Raw genomic sequence first — 17,641 nt, 5'->3', positions numbered from 1 at the left:
CCAGTAAGATCCCCCCAGTGACCTTGATCGGTTTCCCGTGGAAATCTTTGGCCTCCCGCCGCCGCACGGGTCAAACGCGCCCGGAAACCGGACACAACAACGAGGCCCGCCGCGAGGAGCAACCCGCGCGCCGCCTCCAACAGCTGGAGCAGACCAGCACCAGCCCTGGTCCCGCTTGCGTTTCAGAAGATTTCGGGCCGCTCGACACCTGGCGCGGATGGATCGTCACGCTCGTCCTCACGGCCGTGGGGGCCCTGCTGCGGTTCTGGCGGCTCGGCGCGTACTCCGACCACGGCACCCCGATCTTCGACGAGAAACACTACGTCCCGCAAGCCTGGCAGATGCTCGGCAACGGCGGGGTGGAAGACAACCCCGCCTATGGGCTCGTGGTGCATCCGCCGCTCGGCAAACAGCTCATCGCCATCGGCGAATCGGCCTTCGGGTACACGCCCTTGGGGTGGCGGTGCGTCGCAGCGCTGTTCGGCACATTGCTCGTCCTGCTCGTCATCCGCGCCGCGCGCCGCCTGACCCGGTCCACTCTGATCGGGGCGGTCGCCGGCATCCTCGTGATCTGCGACGGCGTGAGCCATGTCGCCGCCCGCTCGGCCCTGCTGGACATTTTCCTCGCAGTCTTCGCCTTCGCCGCCTTCTCGTGCGTCCTCGCGGACCGCGACCAGGTGCGCGCCCGGCTCGCGTTGTTCCTCGCGGAAGGGACGGCAGGCGCGTCCCCGCTCGGTCCCCGACTCGGCGCGCGTTGGTGGCGGTTCGGCGCGGGCGTGCTCGTCGGCCTCGCCTGCGCGGTGAAATGGTCCGGGCTCTACTACGCCGTCTTCTTCGGCGCGCTCACCCTGTGCTTCGACTGGTCCGCGCGCAGGCACTACGGAGCCAAAAAACCGCTCCGAGGGGCGCTGGTCCGCGACCTCGCGCCCGGCGTGCAGGCGTTCCTGCTCATCCCGGCCCTCGTGTATCTGGCCAGCTACTGGGCTTGGTACGCGAACGACTTCGGCTACTACCACTACGGCGGGCCTCCCCCAGGGGCGAGCGGAGCGGTGCTCGCGGTCTGCGCGCAGCTGCCGAACACGCTGGAGCACCTGTGCTATTGGAACGCCGATTCGCTCAAGTTCCACGAGCACCTCACCAACTCGAACGGGTACCACCACCCCTGGGAGTCCAAACCATGGCAGTGGCCGATGAGCCTGCGGCCCGTCCTGTACTACTACGAGAGCGGCCCGGCCGCGCAGCACTGCGGCGAAGCCAACTGCGTTGGCGCGATCCTCCAGGTCGGCACCCCCGCGATGTGGTGGCTGTCCGTGCCGATGATGCTGTGGGGACTGTGGCGCATGGCCGCCGCCTGGGACTGGCGCTATGCGGCGACGCTCGCCGGATACGGGGCCTCCTGGCTGCCGTGGTTCCTGGACTTCGACCGCCAAATGTACTTCTACTACGCCTCCGCGATGGCTCCGTTCCTCGTCCTCGGGTTGGCGCTGTGCTGCTCGGACGTGCTCGGCAACAACGGCTCGGCCCTCTGGCACAGCAATGAGCGCAAGATTTCCGGCAGGCTCTTGGTCTGCTTGTACGTCGGGTTGGTCGTGGCGAACTTCGCCTGGCTCTACCCCATCCTCGTCGGCGACCCGATCCCGCATTGGCGTTGGGACTCGGAGATTTGGCTTCCCAGCTGGGGCTGAGCCCCGAGAACGCGGCGGCGCTCAGGCTCCGGCGAGCGAAGGCCAGCGCGTGGCCCGCACATACACGGTCTCCCCTTCGGAGAGGTTCAACGCGATGGCGTCGCCCCGAGTGATCTGCGCGGTGAACGACTCGCCGGTCCGCGTCGTCGCCAACTCCACACGAACCTCGAAGCCAAGCACGACGACACGGTGCACGGTCGCTTCGACCACTTGCCCCGCGTCGTTCGCGCTCCCCGGATACGCGAGCTCCGGGGAGCGCCCGACCCGGATGTCGTGCGGGCGGACCAACTTGCCGTCCAGCAGGGAGACCTGGCCCAAGAAACCCATGACGAACTCGTTGGCGGGCTGGTCGTACAGCTTCGCGGGAGCGTCGACCTGCTCGATCCGGCCCTTATTGAGGACCGCGATCTGGTCGGCGACGTCGAGCGCTTCCTCCTGGTCGTGCGTCACCAGGACCGTGGTCACTCGAGTCTCGTCGTGCAAACGGCGCAACCAGGCGCGCAGCTCCGCCCGGACCTTCGCGTCCAGCGCGCCGAACGGCTCGTCCAAAAGCAGCACTTTCGGGTCCACGGCGAGCGCCCTCGCCAACGCCATGCGCTGCCGCTGCCCGCCGGACAACTGCGCCGGGTACCGCTCCCGCAGTCCCTGCAGGCCCACCACGTCAAGAAGCTCGGACACCTTCGCCTCGATCTGTTGCTTGGGCTGCTTGCGGATCTTGAGGCCGAAGGCGATGTTCTCGCCGACAGTGAGGTGCTTGAACGCGGCGTAGTGCTGGAAGACGAACCCGATGCCCCGCTTGCGCGGCGGGGTGCCGGTGACGTTGCGGCCGTCGAGCTCGATCTTCCCGCTGTCCAACTCCTCGAATCCCGCGATAGCGCGCAACAAGGTCGACTTGCCGGAGCCAGACGGCCCGAGAAGCGCCACCAACGCCCCCGTGGGGATCTCGATGCTCACATCGTCCAGGGCCTTGAACGCCCCGTAGCTTTTGCTGGCCGATGTCACGGTGATCGTCATCGTGCGCCCTCTCTCTTGCGGCTGAGAACAGTCATCAGCACCAGTGCCACGACGGCGAGGAGCATCAGCAATGTCGCGGCCGCGTACGCGCCGTACTCGTTGTAGTCGTCGGTGTAGCGGCTTTGGACTAAAAGCGTCAACGTGAGCGAGGAGCCCGGATAGCCGGAGGAGACCATGGTCACCGCGCCGAACTCGCCCAAACTGCGGGCGATGGTGAGCAGCACGCCGTAGACCACGCCCCATCGGATCGACGGCAGGGTGACCCGGGTGAAGATCTTCCACCAGCCCGCGCCAAGGGTCTCCGCGGCTTGCTCCTGCTCGATCCCGACCTCCCGCAGGACCGGCTCGACCTCGCGGACGACGAACGGCAGCGTGACGAAGATCGTGGCGAGCACCATGCCGGGCAGCCCGAAGATCACCTGCACGCCCCAGTCCTCGACGAATCCGAACCAGCCGCCGTAGCCCCACAGGAAGATGAGCGCCACGCCCACGATGATCGGCGACACCGCGAAGGGCAGGTCGATCACCGCTTGCAACAGGCGCTTGCCCGGCACGTTGCCTCGGACCAACGCCAACGCGACGGCCACGCCGAAAAACGTGTTCACCGGGACGACGATCGCGAGGATCACCAACGTCAGCTCGGTCGCGGACGCCGCCGCCGGGGTCGAGATCCAACCCCAGAACGTCCCTGCCCCGTGCTCGAAGGCGCGGTACAGGATCACCGCGATCGGCACGATCACGAGGACGAAGAGGTACGCGAGCGCCACCGTGCGCAAAGCCAACCGGACGGGTCGGGAAATTTTCATCCGCAGCTCACCTCTGCTCCTCGCGCCAGGCGAGCTTCGACCCCGCCAAGCGCAACGCCAGGAGCACGAAGAACGCGATGAGCAGGAGCACCGAGGAGACAGCCGCCGCGTTCTGCGGCTGGTCGATCTCGATCTGCTGCTGGATGTACTGCGAGACCACCTGGGTTTTGTGCGGAATGTTGCCGCCGAGGAGCACCAAGGAGCCGAACTCCCCGATGGCCCGGGAGAACGCGAGCCCCGCGCCGGTGAACACCGCAGGGGCGAGCGACGGGAAGATGACCTTGGTCAGGATGGCCGCGTTGCCCGCGCCGAGCGAGGCGGCCGCTTCCTCCACGTCTTGGTCGAGCTCCAAAAGCACCGGCTGGACTTGGCGGACGACGAACGGCAGCGTCACAAAGGCGAGCGCGAGCACCAGCGCGGGCTGCGTCGCCGCGATGGTGAGGCCGATCGGGCTCTGTGGGCCGTAGAGGGAGAGCAGCACAATGCTCGCCACGATGGTCGGCAACGCGAAAGGCAGGTCGATGATCGCGTTCACCCATGCTTTGCCGGGGAAGTCGTCGCGCACGAGCACCCAGGCGATGAGCGCGCCGAACACCACGTCCACGAGCGCGACGACGAAGGAGACCCACACCGTGATCTCGAGCGCGGCGAGGGCGTCCGGGTTCGAGACGGCCCGCCAAAAACCGCCAGCCCCGCCGTCGAATGCTTTCGCGGCGATCGCCGCGAGCGGCAAAAGCACGATGAGCGAAAGCCACAGCAGGGCCACCCCCGAGCCCAGCGCCGAGGCGGGGCTCGCGCGTCGCACAGCGCTCACGAGAGCGCCACCCTTTGCGCGGCTCATCGTGTCTGGTACGCCTTCGTGATGAGCCCCTTCGGGCCGAACAGTTCTTGGTCGGCGCGCGGCCAGCCGCCGAGTTCGTCGACCGTCCAGAGTTTGTCGACGCGACCGGGGAACAGATCTGCCGTCTCGCCCGCCACAGCGGGATCGACCGGCCGGAAGCCTTGCTTGGCCCAGATCCGTTGGGCCTCGCCGGTGAACAGGTAGTCCAGGAAATCGTTGGCCTGCTTTTTCGCTTTTGAGCTGTTCACCACGGCGACCGGGTTCTCGATCTTGAACGTGGACGGAGGAATGTGGTACTCCACTTGGCGCGAGGAGTCGGCCTGCGCGTTCTGGCGAGCCAACAAGATCGCCTCGTTCTCGTAGCTGATGAGCACGTCGCCCTGCCCTGCTTGGAAGGTCGTGGTCGCCTCCCTGCCGGATTTCGGGTTGACCACGATGTGGTCCTTCGCGAGCTGCCGGAGATACGCCGCGGCCTCCGCTTTGTTCTTCCCGCCGTCCGAGAGCGCAGCGTAGGGGGCGAGGAGGTTCCATTTCGCCGAGCCGGAGCTCGCCGGTTGCGGGGTGATGACCTCGACTCCGGGTTTGAGCAGGTCAAGCCAGTCACGCACCCCCTTGGGGTTGCCTTTGCGGACGACAAGGGCGACCACCGAGCCGAAGGGGACGGACTGGTGCGCCCGCCGCTGCCAGTCCTTGTCCACCAGGCCCGCTTTGACCAGTCGGGCCACATCTGGCTCGACGGAGAAGTTCACCACGTCGGCGGGGACTCGTCGCGCCACTTTTCGAGATTGGTCCCCCGAGGCGCCGTACGACTGGGAGAAACCGACGTCCTTGCCCTGTTCTGTGGCGCGGAAGGCGGGAATGATGGCGTTGAACCCCGGTTTCGGCGTCGCGTAGGCGACGAGGTTCAGATGCCAACGCCCGCTGGAGATGTCGTCCCCGCCGGGGACGTCTGTGGACCCTCCCGCGCAGCCCGCGGCGGTGAGGACGAGGCCGCTCAGCCCCAAGAGCGCCGCCCTTCTCGGCAGCGCTGTTGTTCTGGGCAGCGCGAAAGTCTGCGTCCCGGACGGGCTGGGTCCTTGCACAAGCGGTGATCTTAACGGCGTTGTGGGGCGACCGTGTCTGACGGCGCGGTCAACGAGTCATCCAGCCGAGCAGCACAAGCCCGAGCAAAAGCAAAAGCGACCAGGTCACCCACGATTTCGGCAGTGCAGCCCGGCCGGAAACGGGAAGCTTTTGGTCTCGAATCTGACCGTGCGAAACCACCCGGTCCAGCGCTCCGGCCGCAAACCAGGCCAAAGGGACCGCAGCGGCGAGGATCAACACCACCTGCGGCACGAAGCCTTGCCCGGCGACCCAGAGCTCGACCCCGTCCCACCACCGCAGGGCTTGCTCCATGCGCCCAACTGTACCGCACCTCGCAGGCGGCTGGCCGGTGAGGCAGTCCCGTCGCGCGGGGCGCAAGCGCCCGCGCTACGCTTCAGACCGTGTCAAACACCCGCAGCCCATTCCCGTTGATCGGGGACTACGCGTTCCTCTCCGACACTGAGACGAACTGCCTGATCTCGCCCACAGGCTCCGTGGAGTGGATGTGCGTGCCCCGGCCGGACTCGCCGAGCGTGTTCGGCTCGGTCCTCGACCGTTCCGCCGGGCATTTCCACCTCGGCCCGTACGGGGTGAAAGCTCCTGCCGCACGGCGGTACCTGCCTGGCAGCCTCATCGTCGAAACCACCTGGCAGACCTCCACCGGCTGGATCATCGTGCGCGACGCGCTCGTGATGGGCCGCTGGCACGACATCGAAGAGCGCTCGCGCACCCACCGCAGGACGCCGACCGACTGGGACGCCGAGCACATCCTCCTGCGCACCGTCAAATGCGTGAGCGGCGTCGTGGAGATCTCGCTGAGCTGCGAGCCCTCGTTCGACTACCACCGCGACCCCGCCGTGTGGAAGTACACCGGGGACACCTACAGCCAGGCTCAGGCCACAGCCTCGGTGAACCCCGAGCAGAATCCGCAGCTGACGCTCACCACCAACCTCATGCTGGGCCTTGAGGGCCGCGAGGCGCGGGCGCGCACCCGGCTGAGCGAGGGCGACAACATTTTCGTCGCGCTGTCCTGGTCCAAACAGCCCGCGCCCGGCACATGGGACGAGGCTGCCGAAAAGATGTGGGCGACCTCGGAGTGCTGGCGGCAGTGGATCAACGAAGGCTCCTTCCCCGACCACCCGTGGCGCGGCTACCTGCAGCGCAGCGCGCTCACCCTCAAAGGCCTGACCTACTCGCCGACGGGCGCGCTGCTCGCCGCCGCGACCACCTCGCTGCCGGAAAGCCCCGGCGGCACACGGAACTGGGACTACCGCTACGCCTGGGTGCGCGACTCCACGTTCGCGCTCTGGGGCTTGTACACCCTTGGCTTGGACCGTGAGGCGAACGACTTCTTCGCGTTCATCGCAGACGTGTCCGGCGCGTACAACGGCCAGCGCCACCCGCTGCAAGTGATGTACGGGGTGGGCGGCGAGCGGACGTTGGACGAGTTCGAGCTCGACCACCTCTCCGGGTACGACGGGGCACGCCCGGTCCGCGTCGGCAACGCGGCCTACGAGCAGTCCCAGCACGACATCTGGGGCGCGATCCTGGACTCGGTGTATGTGCACGCGAAATCTCGCGACCACGTCCCCTCCACGCTCTGGGGCATGCTGCGCGAACAGGTCGAGACCGCCGCGCGCAGTTGGCGCGAGCCGGACCGGGGCATTTGGGAGGTCCGGGGCGAGCCCCAGCACTTCACCTCGTCCAAGGTGATGTGCTGGGTGGCACTGGACCGAGGCGCAAAGCTCGCGGAGCGCCTCGGCGAGGACGCCTACGCCAAGAAGTGGGCCGAGACCGCCGACGAGATCAAAGCGGACATTTTGGAGCACGGCGTCGACGACCGGGGCGTGTTCACACAGCACTACGGCACCAAGGCGCTGGACGCTTCGAACCTTTTGATCCCGCTGCTGCGCTTCCTGCCGCCGGACGACCCCAGGGTCCGCGCGACGGTGATGGCGATCAACAACGAGCTCACCGAGCACGGCCTCGTGGTCCGTTATCGGACCGAGGACACCGACGACGGCTTCTCCGGCGAATGGGAGGGCTCGTTCACTATTTGCTCCTTCTGGCTGGTCTCCGCTTTGGTCGAGATCGGCGAGCTGGGCATGGCCAAGCATTTGTGCGAGCGCCTGCTTTCCTTCGCCTCCCCGTTGCAGCTCTACGCGGAGGAGATCGACCCGGAGACCGGGCGGCACTTGGGCAACTTCCCGCAGGCGTTCACCCACCTCGCGCTCATCAACGCGGTCGTGCATGTGATCCGCGCCGAAGAGAACGAGCAGCACGCGTCAGGCTTCGTGCCGGTGAACGCGGGCGTGCACTGAGCCGTCCGCCGAGACCGTCCCCTGAGCGAAACCCGCGAAGATGCGCGATCTTCGCTTCAGACCGATCCCTTAGGGCTCAGCCCTCCCCTCGGTCCGAAGCGAAGATCGCTGCGACCCGCACACAGCGCTCAAGGCACACCAAAACAACCGTGCCCTGCACCCCCGTATCCTCCCCCCGGTCGGCCCGACCCTCATTCCAGGCCGACTTCATCGGATTGAGCGCTTCTCAGCGGGTTCACTAGATTGGACGGCTCGAGGGCCCGTTTGGTTCCACTTTCGCAAAAAAATTTTTATCATTCTCAAAAAACCAAGTCCTCCAGGGCGCTTCTGGGCGAAAGGGCTCCGGGCGCACAGCGACGCGCCCTCGGCGGCGTCATCGCAGTTCGCGCTTGAGGACTTTGCCCATGGGGTTTCGCGGCAGTTCGGGGACGAACCGGACCTCCCTCGGCCGCTTATGGGTCGAGAGGGACGCCGCGACGAAGTCGATCAGCTCCTTGTCCCCCACCCCGTCGGCGACGACCCAGGCGACGATCCGCTGCCCGAGGTCGTCGTCGGGAACACCGACCACGGCGGCCTCGGCGACAGCGGGATGGTTCAGCAGGGCGGCCTCCACTTCGCCCGCGCCGACCCGGTAGCCGCCGGATTTGATGAGGTCCACGGACTCACGGCCCACGATGCGATGGAAACCGTCCTCCCCGATGGTCGCGAGGTCGCCGGTCGAGAACCAACCGTCGTCGGTGAAGCAGGCCCGCGTCGCGTCCGGCTTGCCCAGGTACTCGCTGAAGAGCCATGGGGCGCGCACCTGCAACCGCCCGACAGTCTCGCCGTCCGCCGCGACCTCGTCGCCGGTCTCGGATCGGAGCCGGGTCTGCGCCCCCGCGAGCGCGGTGCCGACCGAACCGAGCCGCCGCTCGCCGTCCGCCCGCGTGGAGAGGGTGATGAGGGTCTCGCTCATGCCGTAACGCTCCACCGGACTCTGCCCGGCGAGGTCGGCCAACGCCAGGCCCACGGGCACGGGCAGCGGCGCGCTGCCGCTCACCAACAGGCGCGCTCCCCCGAGCGCCTTGGCGTGCTCGGGCTCGCGCACGATCCTCGACCACACCGTCGGCACGGCGAACCACATCGTGGCCTTCGCCTGCGCGTACGCCTGCGGGCTTGGCCGCACAGTGTGCGTCGACCCGCCGCCGAAGCGCAGCGGGCCCAAAGAGCCGAGCACGAGGCCGTGCAGATGAAAGAGCGGCAAGCCGTGCGCGACGACGTCCGCGCCGGTCCATCCCCACGCCTCGGCGAGCGCGTCCAAGCACCCTGCGATCGCCAACCGGGAGACGACCACGCCTTTGGGCGGGCCAGTCGTGCCGGAGGTGTACAACACCAGCGCGGGCTGCTGCGGCGCGGGCTCGGGCAGCGTGTGCCAGGACCGGGCGTGGGTGGACACCGGGATGTTCGCACATGCGGCGCCGTCCGGCGCGGCTCCGAGCCATGCGTCCGGCTTGCTGTCGGCAAGCACATGGGCGAGCTCCGCAGCGCCCGAATGGGGCGAGACGAGCACAGCCGGCACCCCGGCGCGCAACGCGCCGAGCACAGCGACCAGCGAGCGCAGCTCCGGGGTCGCGAAGACCGCGACCCGGCGCACGCCGGCTGTGAGCACCCGCTCCGCGACCGCAGTCGCGGCGGCGGCGAGGTCCGGGCCTTCCAAAGCTTCGGAGCCGACGCGCAACCGGGCGCGGGCGAGCCCCGGCAAGAGGCTCACACCAGCCTGCCCGCGGGCGAGACGGTCACGCCGAGACGGCGCACAACCTTCGCGATATCCTCGTCGGTCGCAGTCAGCGCCACGCGGACATGCTGCGCGCCGTCTTGCCCGTAGAACGAGCCAGGGGCGACGAGCACCCCGCGTTCGGCAAACCAGTCGACCGTCGCCCCAGCGGGCTCCCCGCGCGTTGCCCAGAGGTACAAACCGCCTTCGGAGTGCTCGACGCGCAATCCCGAGTCCGCCAAGGCGGGGCGCAGCGCCGCGCGACGAGCCCGGTACCGCTCCCGCTGCGCGTCCAGCTCCCCCGCGTCGCGCAACGCGGCGGCCACAGCGGCCTGCACAGGGCCGGGCAAGATCATCCCGGCGTGGCGGCGCAAGGCGAGCAGCTCGCGGACGATCACCGGGTCGCCAGCGATGTACCCGGCCCGGTAGCCCGCCAAGTTCGCGATCTTCGACAGCGAATGCACCACGATCACTCCCTGCGGCTCGCCGCCGGTGACGCTCGGATGCAGGGCGCAGACCGCCTCCCCTTCCCAGGCGAAGCGCAAATAGCATTCGTCGGAGACGAGGACAGCCCCGTGAGCCCTGGTCCAGGCGAGGATCTCTGCCAGCAAGCCGGGCCGGGCGATGGCGCCGTGCGGGTTCGCGGGCGAGTTCAAAAACCACAGCACGGGCGGTTTGGCCAACGGCGGCAATTCGTCAGGGTGGTCCGCTCGCACCACCTGCGCCCGAGCGAGCTTGGCCGCGACCTCGTACGTCGGATACGCCAAACGCGGGATGACCACCGTGTCGCCCTCGCGCGCCCCGAGCAGCGTCGGCAGCCACGCAATGGCCTCTTTCGCCCCGATCACCGGGAAAAGATCCCCGAACGCGCAAGGCTCCCCCGCAACGGCAGAGAGGCCGAAGTCCCGGGCCAGGGCAGACGCGATGGCGCCGCGCAACTCGCTTGTGCCTGCTGTGACCGGATACCCGTGCGCGTCCGAGGCGGCGGCCAGCGCCGCGCGCGCCGAAGGCGCCACCGGGTCCGCCGGAGAGCCGACAGAAAGGTCCACAAGGCCGTCTGGGTGCTCCGCCGCGCGGGCTTTGGCCCCGGCAAGGGAGTCCCAAGGGAAATCGGGCAAATCAAAATTCATATCGCACCACCAGACACAAGGGTACGGCACCGGCGGCGGGGGGCCGCACGGACGAGATCCGGGGAGCGGGGAGCCCGTGCGGGCGCTACGGCCGGGACGTGCTGAAGAAAGCCGCGGCGGGCTGCTCAGGGGCGCTCACTCGTGGCTGGATTTTTGCGGCAATGTCTTCACGTACGGGGCGTCGTGCGGCGTTTTGCCCACTTTCGTCGCTCCTCCGGGCGAGCCCAGCTCGTCGAAGAACTCGGCGTTCGCCGTGGTGAAGGAAGCCCATTCGTCCGGCACGTCGTCCTCGTAGAAGATCGCCTCGACCGGGCAGACAGGTTCGCACGCCCCGCAGTCCACACATTCATCTGGATGAATGTAGAGGCTTCGCTCGCCCTCGTAAATGCAATCGACAGGGCATTCCTCAATGCACGCCTTGTCCATGACATCCACGCAGGGCTCAGCGATGACGTACGTCACTGGGCGCTCCTTTATGCTTTCTTCAGGGCTGGTGAAGGTCTTGCCAGTGTACTCTGCGCAGCAGAAAGTCACGAAAAAGGCTGGCCAATGGCTACGAACGCGCTGGCAAGGCCGCCACATACGGCGCGTCACGGCCGAGTTCGCCGAGTTCGGAGGCATTGCCCACGCAAGAGCCCGGCTCAGGCAGCCCCTCGACGCCTTCGAAGAATTGCGCGTTCGCCTCTTTGAAAGCGCTCCACTCATCGGGCAGGTCTTCCTCGTTGTAGATCGCTTCCACCGGACAGACCGACTCGCACGCCCCGCAGTCGATGCACAGGTCCGGGTTGATGTACACCATTCGTTTCCCGAGGTACATGCAATCGACCGGGCATTCCTCCACGCAAGACCGGTCGATCACGTCCACACAGGGCTCCGCGACAACAAACGCCACTTTTGCGCTCCTTTCCTCGACGGCATAGGTTTTCACGACAGCACAGGGCCTTGGCTTTGTCGAGATTTTACCAATGCGACGGTCACGGTCAAAGAGAAACAAGCGTCACAGAGGCGTATCGCAGCGGAAATGAGGACGCATGTCCCCGGCCGCGGGGACGGTCGTCAGACCAATGGGACGAGCGGCACGGACCGGGGAGTTTCGTAGAGCGTTCCGCGTTGGCGGATCGGCCTGCCGATCCCTTCGGCGATGCCCCGCAGCTCCGCGATGGTCTTCGCGGAGCCGTGCTGGGAACCGGCCATGCGCGAGATCGTCTCCTCCATCAGCGTGCCGCCGAGGTCGTTCGCGCCGCCTTGGAGCATCGCCTGCGCACCCGACGTGCCAAGTTTCACCCAGCTCACCTGGATGTTGTCGATCCGGCCGTGCAGCATCACCCTGGCGAGCGCGTGCACAGCCCGGTTGTCCCGCTTGGTGGGGCCGGGCCGCGCGGCTCCGGCGAGGTACAAAGGCGCGCTCTGATGGACGAACGGCAGAGGCACGAATTCGGTGAACCCGCCGGTGCGGTCCTGGATCTTTTGCAGCACCCGCAAGTGCGTGACCCAGTGCCGGGGGGCGTCGACGTGCCCGTACATCATCGTGGAGCTGGACCGGACGCCGACCTCGTGCGCGGTCGTGACGACGTCGACCCATGTCTTGGTCGGAAGCTTCCCTTTGGTGAGCACCCAACGCACCTCGTCGTCAAGGATTTCCGCGGCAGTGCCGGGGATCGTCCCCAAACCGGCCTCTTTCAGGGCGATCAGCCATTCCCGCAACGAGACGCCCGCGCGGGCGGCCCCGTTGACGATCTCCATCGGCGAGAAGGCGTGGACATGCATCGACGGCACCCTGGCCTTGACCGCCTTCACCAAATCGAGATAGCCGCTCGCGGGCAGCTCCGGGTCGATGCCGCCCTGCATGCAGACCTCGGTCGCGCCGAGCACATGCGCCTCCCAGGCGCGGTCGCCGACCTCGCCGAGGGACAAGGTGAAGGCGTCCGCGTCGCCTTTGCGCTGCGCGAAGGCGCAGAACCGGCAACCGGTGTAGCAGATATTCGTGAAATTGATGTTCCGGTTGACGATGTACGTGACGTCGTCGCCGACTGCCTCGCGGCGCAAGCCGTCGGCGAGGGAGGCAAGGGCGTCCAGGCCGGGGCCGTCGGCGGTCGCGAGCGCGAGGCACTGCCCGTCGGTGAGCGCTCGGGGGTCTCGTTCGGCCTGCTTGAGCGCCGCGAGCACGTCGGTCTCAAGCCGCTCGGGCTCCGCCGCGAGCGCTCGGGCGTTCTCGCGCACTGTCTCCCAGTCGCCGAAGGCCTGGTGCATGTCGCTGCGGTGCTCGGTGTTGCGCCCGCTCTGGTCGATTCCTTCGTGCAGGTCGGTGCGCCCGCTGGAGTCCCAATCCGGGTCCGGCTCCTGCCACGGCAGGCCAACAGGTTTCGCGTCCTCGTCCGCGAGCCCGGTCTGAGGATTCATGAGCGCCCGGATGTGCGGGATCAGCCTCGGGTCGATCCACGCCGCAGGGGCCAACAGGTACTTCGGGTGCGCGGTGAGCCGCTCGGCCAGCCGGAAGCCCGCTTCCCCGGTGACCGCTGCGAGCGTGTCCAGTTGCGGCCACGGCCGTTCGGGGTTGACGTGGTCCGGGGTGAGCGGGGAAACGCCGCCCCAGTCGTCCACACCCGCGGCGAGCAGGCGCAGGCACTCCCCCGGCGAGACGAGGTTCGGCGGCGCTTGGACACGGGCAGAGGGGCCGAGCACCACGCGCGTGGTGGCGACCGCGGCGAGGAATTCCTCGAACTCCGCGTCCGGGGAGGAGCGCATCGCGGTGTCTGGTTTCGCGCGGAAGTTCTGCACGATCACCTCTTGGACATGGCCGTATGCCTTCGAGAGCCTGCGCAGGTCCAAGATGCTCTGCGCGCGCTCGGCCAGCGACTCGCCGATCCCGATCAAAAGGCCGGTGGTGAACGGGATGTTCAACCGTCCCGCGTCGGTGATGACTTGGAGCCGGACCTCGGGGTCTTTGTCCGGACTGCCGTAATGGGCCTCGCCCTTCTCGGTGTGCAGGCGGCGGGAGGAGGTCTCCAGCATCATCCCCATCGACGGCGCGACGGGCTTGAGCCGGGACATCTCCTCCCAGCTCATCACGCCGGGGTTCAGGTGCGGCAAGAGGCCCGTCTCCTCAAGGACCCGGACCGACATGGCCCGCACATAGGCGAGCGTCGAATCATAGCCCCGCTCGTCGAGCCACTGCCGCGCCTGCGGCCAGCGGTCCTCCGGACGGTCGCCGAGGGTGAACAGCGCCTCCTTGCAGCCGAGCCCCGCGCCCTGGCGGGCGATGGCGAGCACCTCGTCCGGCTCCAAATACAACCCCTGGCCCGCCTCGCGCAGTTTCGCGGGGCTGGTGGCGAACGTGCAGTAATGGCACCGGTCCCGGCAAAGACGGGTCAGCGGGATGAAGACCTTCTTCGAGTAGGTGACGACGCCCTCCCGGCCTTCGGCGGCCAGCCCGGCGTCGCGGACTCGGCCAGCAGAACGCACGAGGTCGTCGAGATCCTCCCCTCTGGCGTGCAGGAGCGCTGTGATTTCGTCCTGGTTGAGCGTCACAGCGTCCCGAGCTCTGCGTAGTGCTCGTCGTATGGCGGAAGCAGAAGCAGTCACAAAGAGATACTACGCTGACAGCGCCGGGGTTATTCCCTCCTGAGGAGCCGCCGGGCCAGCGCGGCAGGCAACGCCCCCAACGCCAGATAGAACGGAACGCGCCAATCGGGAATCGCGGAGAGCATGTTCCCCCCGCCCCTCGGACCTGGCATCAAGCAGGCCACACAGACAAGCAGCCACACCAGGAGCGGGACCAAACCCGCGCGCGGCACAGCCCATGTGGCGGTCAGCATGATCACGACGTTGAGCGCCCCGCACAGCAGAGCGGACACCGGGCAAGGCATGCCGTTGCACCACAACGGCAGAAAGAACGCGCCCGTCAAGGCCGCGAAAGCGGACAGCGCGACGAGCGCGGCGAGCAAGACCATGTTCCACACCCGCAGCGCGCGGGCGCCAGGCGCAGCGTTGTCAGGCAAACCCGAGCCCCGTCAGCAGATGGTCTTCGCGGGCCTGGTCCGCCGGGGGCTGGCTGTTCGGGTTGCGGTTGTCGAGATCCTGGTTGTCGACAGCGCCGAAGCGGAGCGGGACTAGCAGGAAATGCTCTTCGGCAGGCACTGGGGTGAGCGCCTTGTTGGACAAGGCGAACGCCGCGAGCTCGTGGCAGACGGTGATTTGTGTGGCGTGCGCGGCCAATGCCGCGAGCTTCGCGGCGCGGTAATCGCCGATGTCCACGACAGTCGTGATCTCCTCGTCCCGCCGAGGCTTGGCCACGTCGGCGTGCACGAGCTCGAAGCCGTCCGGGATCGCCCGCCGGCCGAGCTCTTTGATCGCGCGCCGCCACGCCGATTCGCCAATGCCCGTCCAATACAACTTCTTCACCTGCCAGGGCGCGCCGAACTCGCTGTGCGTCTCCGCGGCGGCGATCTTGACCGCTTCCACGACGAGGCGGTTGGCGTAGATGTGGTCCCGGTGCCCGTAGCCGCCCTCGGGGTCATGGGTGACCACGACGTGCGGGCGCACCTCTCGGATCGTCTTCGCCGCCGCCCTGGCCTGCTCGCCGAAATCGCCCCCGATGAACGCGCGCGGATGGGTGTTGCGCCCAGCGGCCATGCCCGAGTCCCGCCATCTGCCCGGACCGGCGAGCCAATGTTGGCTGATCCGGGCGCCCCGCGGCGACCCCAGCCGGTCCAATGCCGAGCGCAGCTCCGCGATCCGCCAGCCGCCGAGCTGGTCGGCCCGGTCGGCGGCAAGCTCGCGCAACTCGGGGGCGATGACCTCGCCCTCCTCGCCAAGCGTGCATGTCAAGAGAGAGACGTGGGCTCCTTCTGCGGCGAGGCGGGCCATGGTGCCGCCGCTGAGAATGGTCTCGTCGTCGGGGTGCGCGAACACGAAGAGCGCCCTCGGGCTGTCGTTGTCGTTCATCAAAGTCCTCTGCTCGTTCGGGCCGCCCCGGCGGCGTTGAGGTCGGCGGGCGGGGAATTGCGGCGAAGCCCTCCGCCCCTGTGCGTCTCGGTCGGCGGTGTCGCGGCCAGCAGCGTCTCGGTCAATGCAGCTCCCAACCGGCGGCTCCTGCCATCGGCCCCACAGAGGACGGCCCGCCGAAGGCGACGCCGCTGATCCCAGGGCCGACAGCGAACAAACCCGCGTCCCGCATGAGCGGCAGCTCCACGGCCAACGGCGTGAAACGGGCGATCACCTCAGCCTGCAAGTCCGCACCGGAGAACTTGCCGCTCAGCGCCCGAAGGAAATCGGTTTGCAGTTCCGGCGCGCACACGCCTGCGAGGTTGCGCACCCCGCCGAGGCCGACCGGATCGACCGGGGCCTGCGGGTCCGACAATGACGCCCCGCCGGGGTTGTCGGGGCAGGCGTAGCGCGAGTACAGCGATGTGGCGAGATCCCCGCCCGCCGCGGACCAGCCCACAATCGCCTGGACTTTGTTGTCGCGCAACGCCGCGCCGTACAGCTCTTCCGGCGCGAGCTGCACAACGGAGGCCGCCACGCCGATCGACCGCCATTGGTCGGCGGCTGTGCTGGCGACGGCGAACGCCCGCGCGTCGTTCTGCGCGACGCCGATGGACATTGCCAGTGGGCGCCCGTCCTTGCCGAGGATCAGCGGCGCGCCAGGAGCCGGGCCGGAGGGCGTTCTTTCCGGCAGGGGGGCGTACCCCAGCTGCACGAGCTTCTCCCGAGCCTGGTCCGGCAGGACGCGCTCCGGCGGATCGACGCCGCCGGGGGGCAGGGCGACCGCGTCCTGCGCCCCGATGCGCGCGAGCAGGCCTTGGTCGAGCACCCCGAGCAGGGCTTGGCGGGCCTCTTGGTCGCGCAACCGCGCGTCTCTGGCGTTGAGGATGAGGCTCAAGGCGGCCTGCCCGGCCCTGACCTCGGCCCGCACTTGCGGGACCGCCTGCAACTGGGCGAGCACGGACGCGCTGCCGTGCACGAGGACGAGCTGCGCCTCCTTGTTGCGCAACGCCGCCGCCAGCTGCGTGCCCGAGCCCATCCGCCGCAGCAGGATCTTGTCCGCCCACGCCGGGGAGTCCCAGTACCGGTCATTGCGGACCAGTTCCACTTCCTCTTTGTTGCGGTCCATGTGCTCGACGCGGAAGCTGGCGCCCGCCACGGTGATGCCGTTCTGGAAAGCCCTGGGGAAACCACCGAGGTCGTCGCGCCCGACGTGGGCGGGCAGGAGGTCGGCGAACAACTCTTTCCAGCGCGGGTACTCGTCGCGGAAAACGACGGTGACCTCTTTGCCGCCAGCTCCGGACCGGATCTCGTCGATCAGCCCGTATCCGCCGGCGTCGGCGACCCCGGGCTGTGTGGTCATCTGCCGCCAGAGGTACTGGAAATCCTCAGCGGCGATCGGAGCCCCGTCCGACCATTGCGCCTCGCCGCGCACACGGTAACGAACGGTGAACGGGGCATGTCCCACCACGTCGGCGGCGGCGAGGAACGAGCGGTCCAAGTTCCACGCGACGCCGCCGGGGGCGGACGGGTCGGCGGCGGGCCGGAAGGGGCTCGGCAACGTCAGCGACGCGACAGCGGCGGTCACTTGGGAGAGATCGGCGACGAGGTGCGGGTTGAAGCCGCCGTCGCCGACCCCGACGCCGTCCACCGCGACGATCACAGAGCGCGGACCAGGCGGCGCGGCGCTCTGCGTGGTGGTGGAGGAACGTTGCGGGGCGAAGGAGCCGGAGCACCCGGAGCCGAGGAGCACGAGCGAGAGCCCGACAGAGAACACCCGTCGTGCGCACCGCATCAATGCCGCTCTCCCTTCCTCTCCCCGCCGACTTGTGCTGCTCGTGCTCGGTCTTTCTGCAATATGGCCCCATGCAGTATCGCACGCGGTCACCGTTTCGCACGAGATGCGTCACGATTGGATCACGTCACCGCAGGTCGAGCCAGAAATATCAGCGCGCGGCGACGTTGTGGGTAACGTCTGGGCGAACGTCACGCACGCCACATCAGTCACAACACAGGAGATCCGCC

Annotated in this window: 15 protein-coding genes; 2 read left to right on the top strand and 13 right to left on the bottom strand. The window is 68.1% G+C overall.

Annotated features, from left to right (window positions below; genetic code table 11):
- The first annotated feature begins 143 nt into the window (after positions 1-143).
- A complete protein-coding gene (locus tag SROT_RS04270; protein ID WP_041407653.1) occupies positions 144-1,685 on the top strand; it encodes a dolichyl-phosphate-mannose--protein mannosyltransferase in 1,542 nt (513 codons plus the stop codon).
- A gap of 21 nt (positions 1,686-1,706) precedes the next feature.
- On the opposite strand, the gene SROT_RS04265 is transcribed toward SROT_RS04270, so the two are convergent.
- The 5 genes from SROT_RS04265 to SROT_RS15520 form a co-directional block, all read right to left on the bottom strand.
- Positions 1,707-2,699, bottom strand: a complete 993-nt coding sequence (locus SROT_RS04265; RefSeq protein ID WP_013137780.1) for a sulfate/molybdate ABC transporter ATP-binding protein — start codon at positions 2,697-2,699, stop codon at positions 1,707-1,709.
- Positions 2,696-3,505: a sulfate ABC transporter permease subunit CysW gene (cysW, locus tag SROT_RS04260; protein WP_013137779.1), complete on the bottom strand. Its 810-nt coding sequence runs from the start codon at positions 3,503-3,505 to the stop codon at positions 2,696-2,698. Before cysW ends, SROT_RS04265 begins: the two co-directional genes overlap by 4 nt.
- A gap of 7 nt (positions 3,506-3,512) precedes the next feature.
- Entirely contained in the window at positions 3,513-4,346 is an 834-nt protein-coding gene (gene cysT, locus SROT_RS04255; protein WP_013137778.1) for a sulfate ABC transporter permease subunit CysT, read from the bottom strand.
- The gene (locus SROT_RS04250; RefSeq protein WP_013137777.1) at positions 4,343-5,350 is read right to left on the bottom strand and encodes a sulfate ABC transporter substrate-binding protein; all 1,008 of its coding nucleotides are present in this window, start codon (positions 5,348-5,350) and stop codon (positions 4,343-4,345) included. The genes cysT and SROT_RS04250 overlap by 4 nt, the downstream gene beginning before the upstream one ends.
- A 127-nt stretch (positions 5,351-5,477) precedes the next feature.
- Positions 5,478-5,741, bottom strand: coding sequence for a hypothetical protein (locus tag SROT_RS15520; RefSeq protein WP_013137776.1), 264 nt, complete (start codon positions 5,739-5,741; stop codon positions 5,478-5,480).
- 89 nt (positions 5,742-5,830) lie between these two features.
- Between SROT_RS15520 and SROT_RS04240 the strand changes: the two genes are divergently transcribed.
- Positions 5,831-7,750, top strand: a complete 1,920-nt coding sequence (locus SROT_RS04240) for a glycoside hydrolase family 15 protein (RefSeq protein ID WP_013137775.1) — start codon at positions 5,831-5,833, stop codon at positions 7,748-7,750.
- A gap of 373 nt (positions 7,751-8,123) precedes the next feature.
- Here the strand turns inward: SROT_RS04240 and SROT_RS04235 are convergent, their stop codons facing one another.
- The 8 genes from SROT_RS04235 to SROT_RS04200 form a co-directional block, all read right to left on the bottom strand.
- Positions 8,124-9,500, bottom strand: coding sequence for an acyl-CoA synthetase (locus tag SROT_RS04235; RefSeq protein ID WP_013137774.1), 1,377 nt, complete (start codon positions 9,498-9,500; stop codon positions 8,124-8,126).
- On the bottom strand, positions 9,497-10,633 hold the full coding sequence (gene dapC / locus SROT_RS04230; protein ID WP_013137773.1) for a succinyldiaminopimelate transaminase: 1,137 nt from the start codon (positions 10,631-10,633) through the stop codon (positions 9,497-9,499). The genes SROT_RS04235 and dapC overlap by 4 nt, the downstream gene beginning before the upstream one ends.
- Before the next feature lie 135 nt (positions 10,634-10,768).
- Positions 10,769-11,095 carry a ferredoxin gene (gene fdxA, locus SROT_RS04225; RefSeq protein ID WP_013137772.1) on the bottom strand — a complete coding sequence of 109 codons (327 nt, stop codon included), beginning with the start codon at positions 11,093-11,095 and terminating at the stop codon, positions 10,769-10,771.
- Between the two features lie 91 nt (positions 11,096-11,186).
- A complete protein-coding gene (gene fdxA, locus SROT_RS04220) occupies positions 11,187-11,525 on the bottom strand; it encodes a ferredoxin (RefSeq protein ID WP_013137771.1) in 339 nt (112 codons plus the stop codon).
- Positions 11,526-11,689: 164 nt separating this feature from the next.
- Positions 11,690-14,215, bottom strand: coding sequence for a bifunctional FO biosynthesis protein CofGH (locus SROT_RS04215; protein WP_013137770.1), 2,526 nt, complete (start codon positions 14,213-14,215; stop codon positions 11,690-11,692).
- A 29-nt stretch (positions 14,216-14,244) separates the two neighbouring features.
- The gene (locus SROT_RS04210; protein WP_013137769.1) at positions 14,245-14,631 is read right to left on the bottom strand and encodes a hypothetical protein; all 387 of its coding nucleotides are present in this window, start codon (positions 14,629-14,631) and stop codon (positions 14,245-14,247) included.
- Positions 14,624-15,577, bottom strand: coding sequence for an N-acetyl-1-D-myo-inositol-2-amino-2-deoxy-alpha-D-glucopyranoside deacetylase (gene mshB / locus SROT_RS04205; protein WP_013137768.1), 954 nt, complete (start codon positions 15,575-15,577; stop codon positions 14,624-14,626). Before mshB ends, SROT_RS04210 begins: the two co-directional genes overlap by 8 nt.
- 121 nt (positions 15,578-15,698) lie before the next feature.
- Positions 15,699-17,411, bottom strand: a complete 1,713-nt coding sequence (locus SROT_RS04200; RefSeq protein ID WP_013137767.1) for an ABC transporter family substrate-binding protein — start codon at positions 17,409-17,411, stop codon at positions 15,699-15,701.
- Positions 17,412-17,641: the final 230 nt, after the last annotated feature.

This window comes from Segniliparus rotundus DSM 44985 (assembly GCF_000092825.1).
Lineage (GTDB): Bacteria > Actinomycetota > Actinomycetes > Mycobacteriales > Mycobacteriaceae > Segniliparus > Segniliparus rotundus.
Note: the sequence above shows the minus strand (reverse complement) of the source record. Positions and strands in the feature narration are given on the sequence as shown.

What these genes read in the sequence shown, in the direction of transcription:
- SROT_RS04265 (WP_013137780.1), bottom strand. Translation starts at nt 2,699, where the DNA reads ATGACGATCACCGTGACATCGGCCAGCAAAAGCTACGGGGCGTTCAAG.
- SROT_RS04200 (WP_013137767.1), bottom strand. Translation starts at nt 17,411, where the DNA reads ATGCGGTGCGCACGACGGGTGTTCTCTGTCGGGCTCTCGCTCGTGCTC.
- mshB (WP_013137768.1), bottom strand. Translation starts at nt 15,577, where the DNA reads ATGAACGACAACGACAGCCCGAGGGCGCTCTTCGTGTTCGCGCACCCC.
- cysT (WP_013137778.1), bottom strand. Translation starts at nt 4,346, where the DNA reads ATGAGCCGCGCAAAGGGTGGCGCTCTCGTGAGCGCTGTGCGACGCGCG.
- SROT_RS15520 (WP_013137776.1), bottom strand. Translation starts at nt 5,741, where the DNA reads ATGGAGCAAGCCCTGCGGTGGTGGGACGGGGTCGAGCTCTGGGTCGCC.
- cysW (WP_013137779.1), bottom strand. Translation starts at nt 3,505, where the DNA reads ATGAAAATTTCCCGACCCGTCCGGTTGGCTTTGCGCACGGTGGCGCTC.
- dapC (WP_013137773.1), bottom strand. Translation starts at nt 10,633, where the DNA reads ATGAATTTTGATTTGCCCGATTTCCCTTGGGACTCCCTTGCCGGGGCC.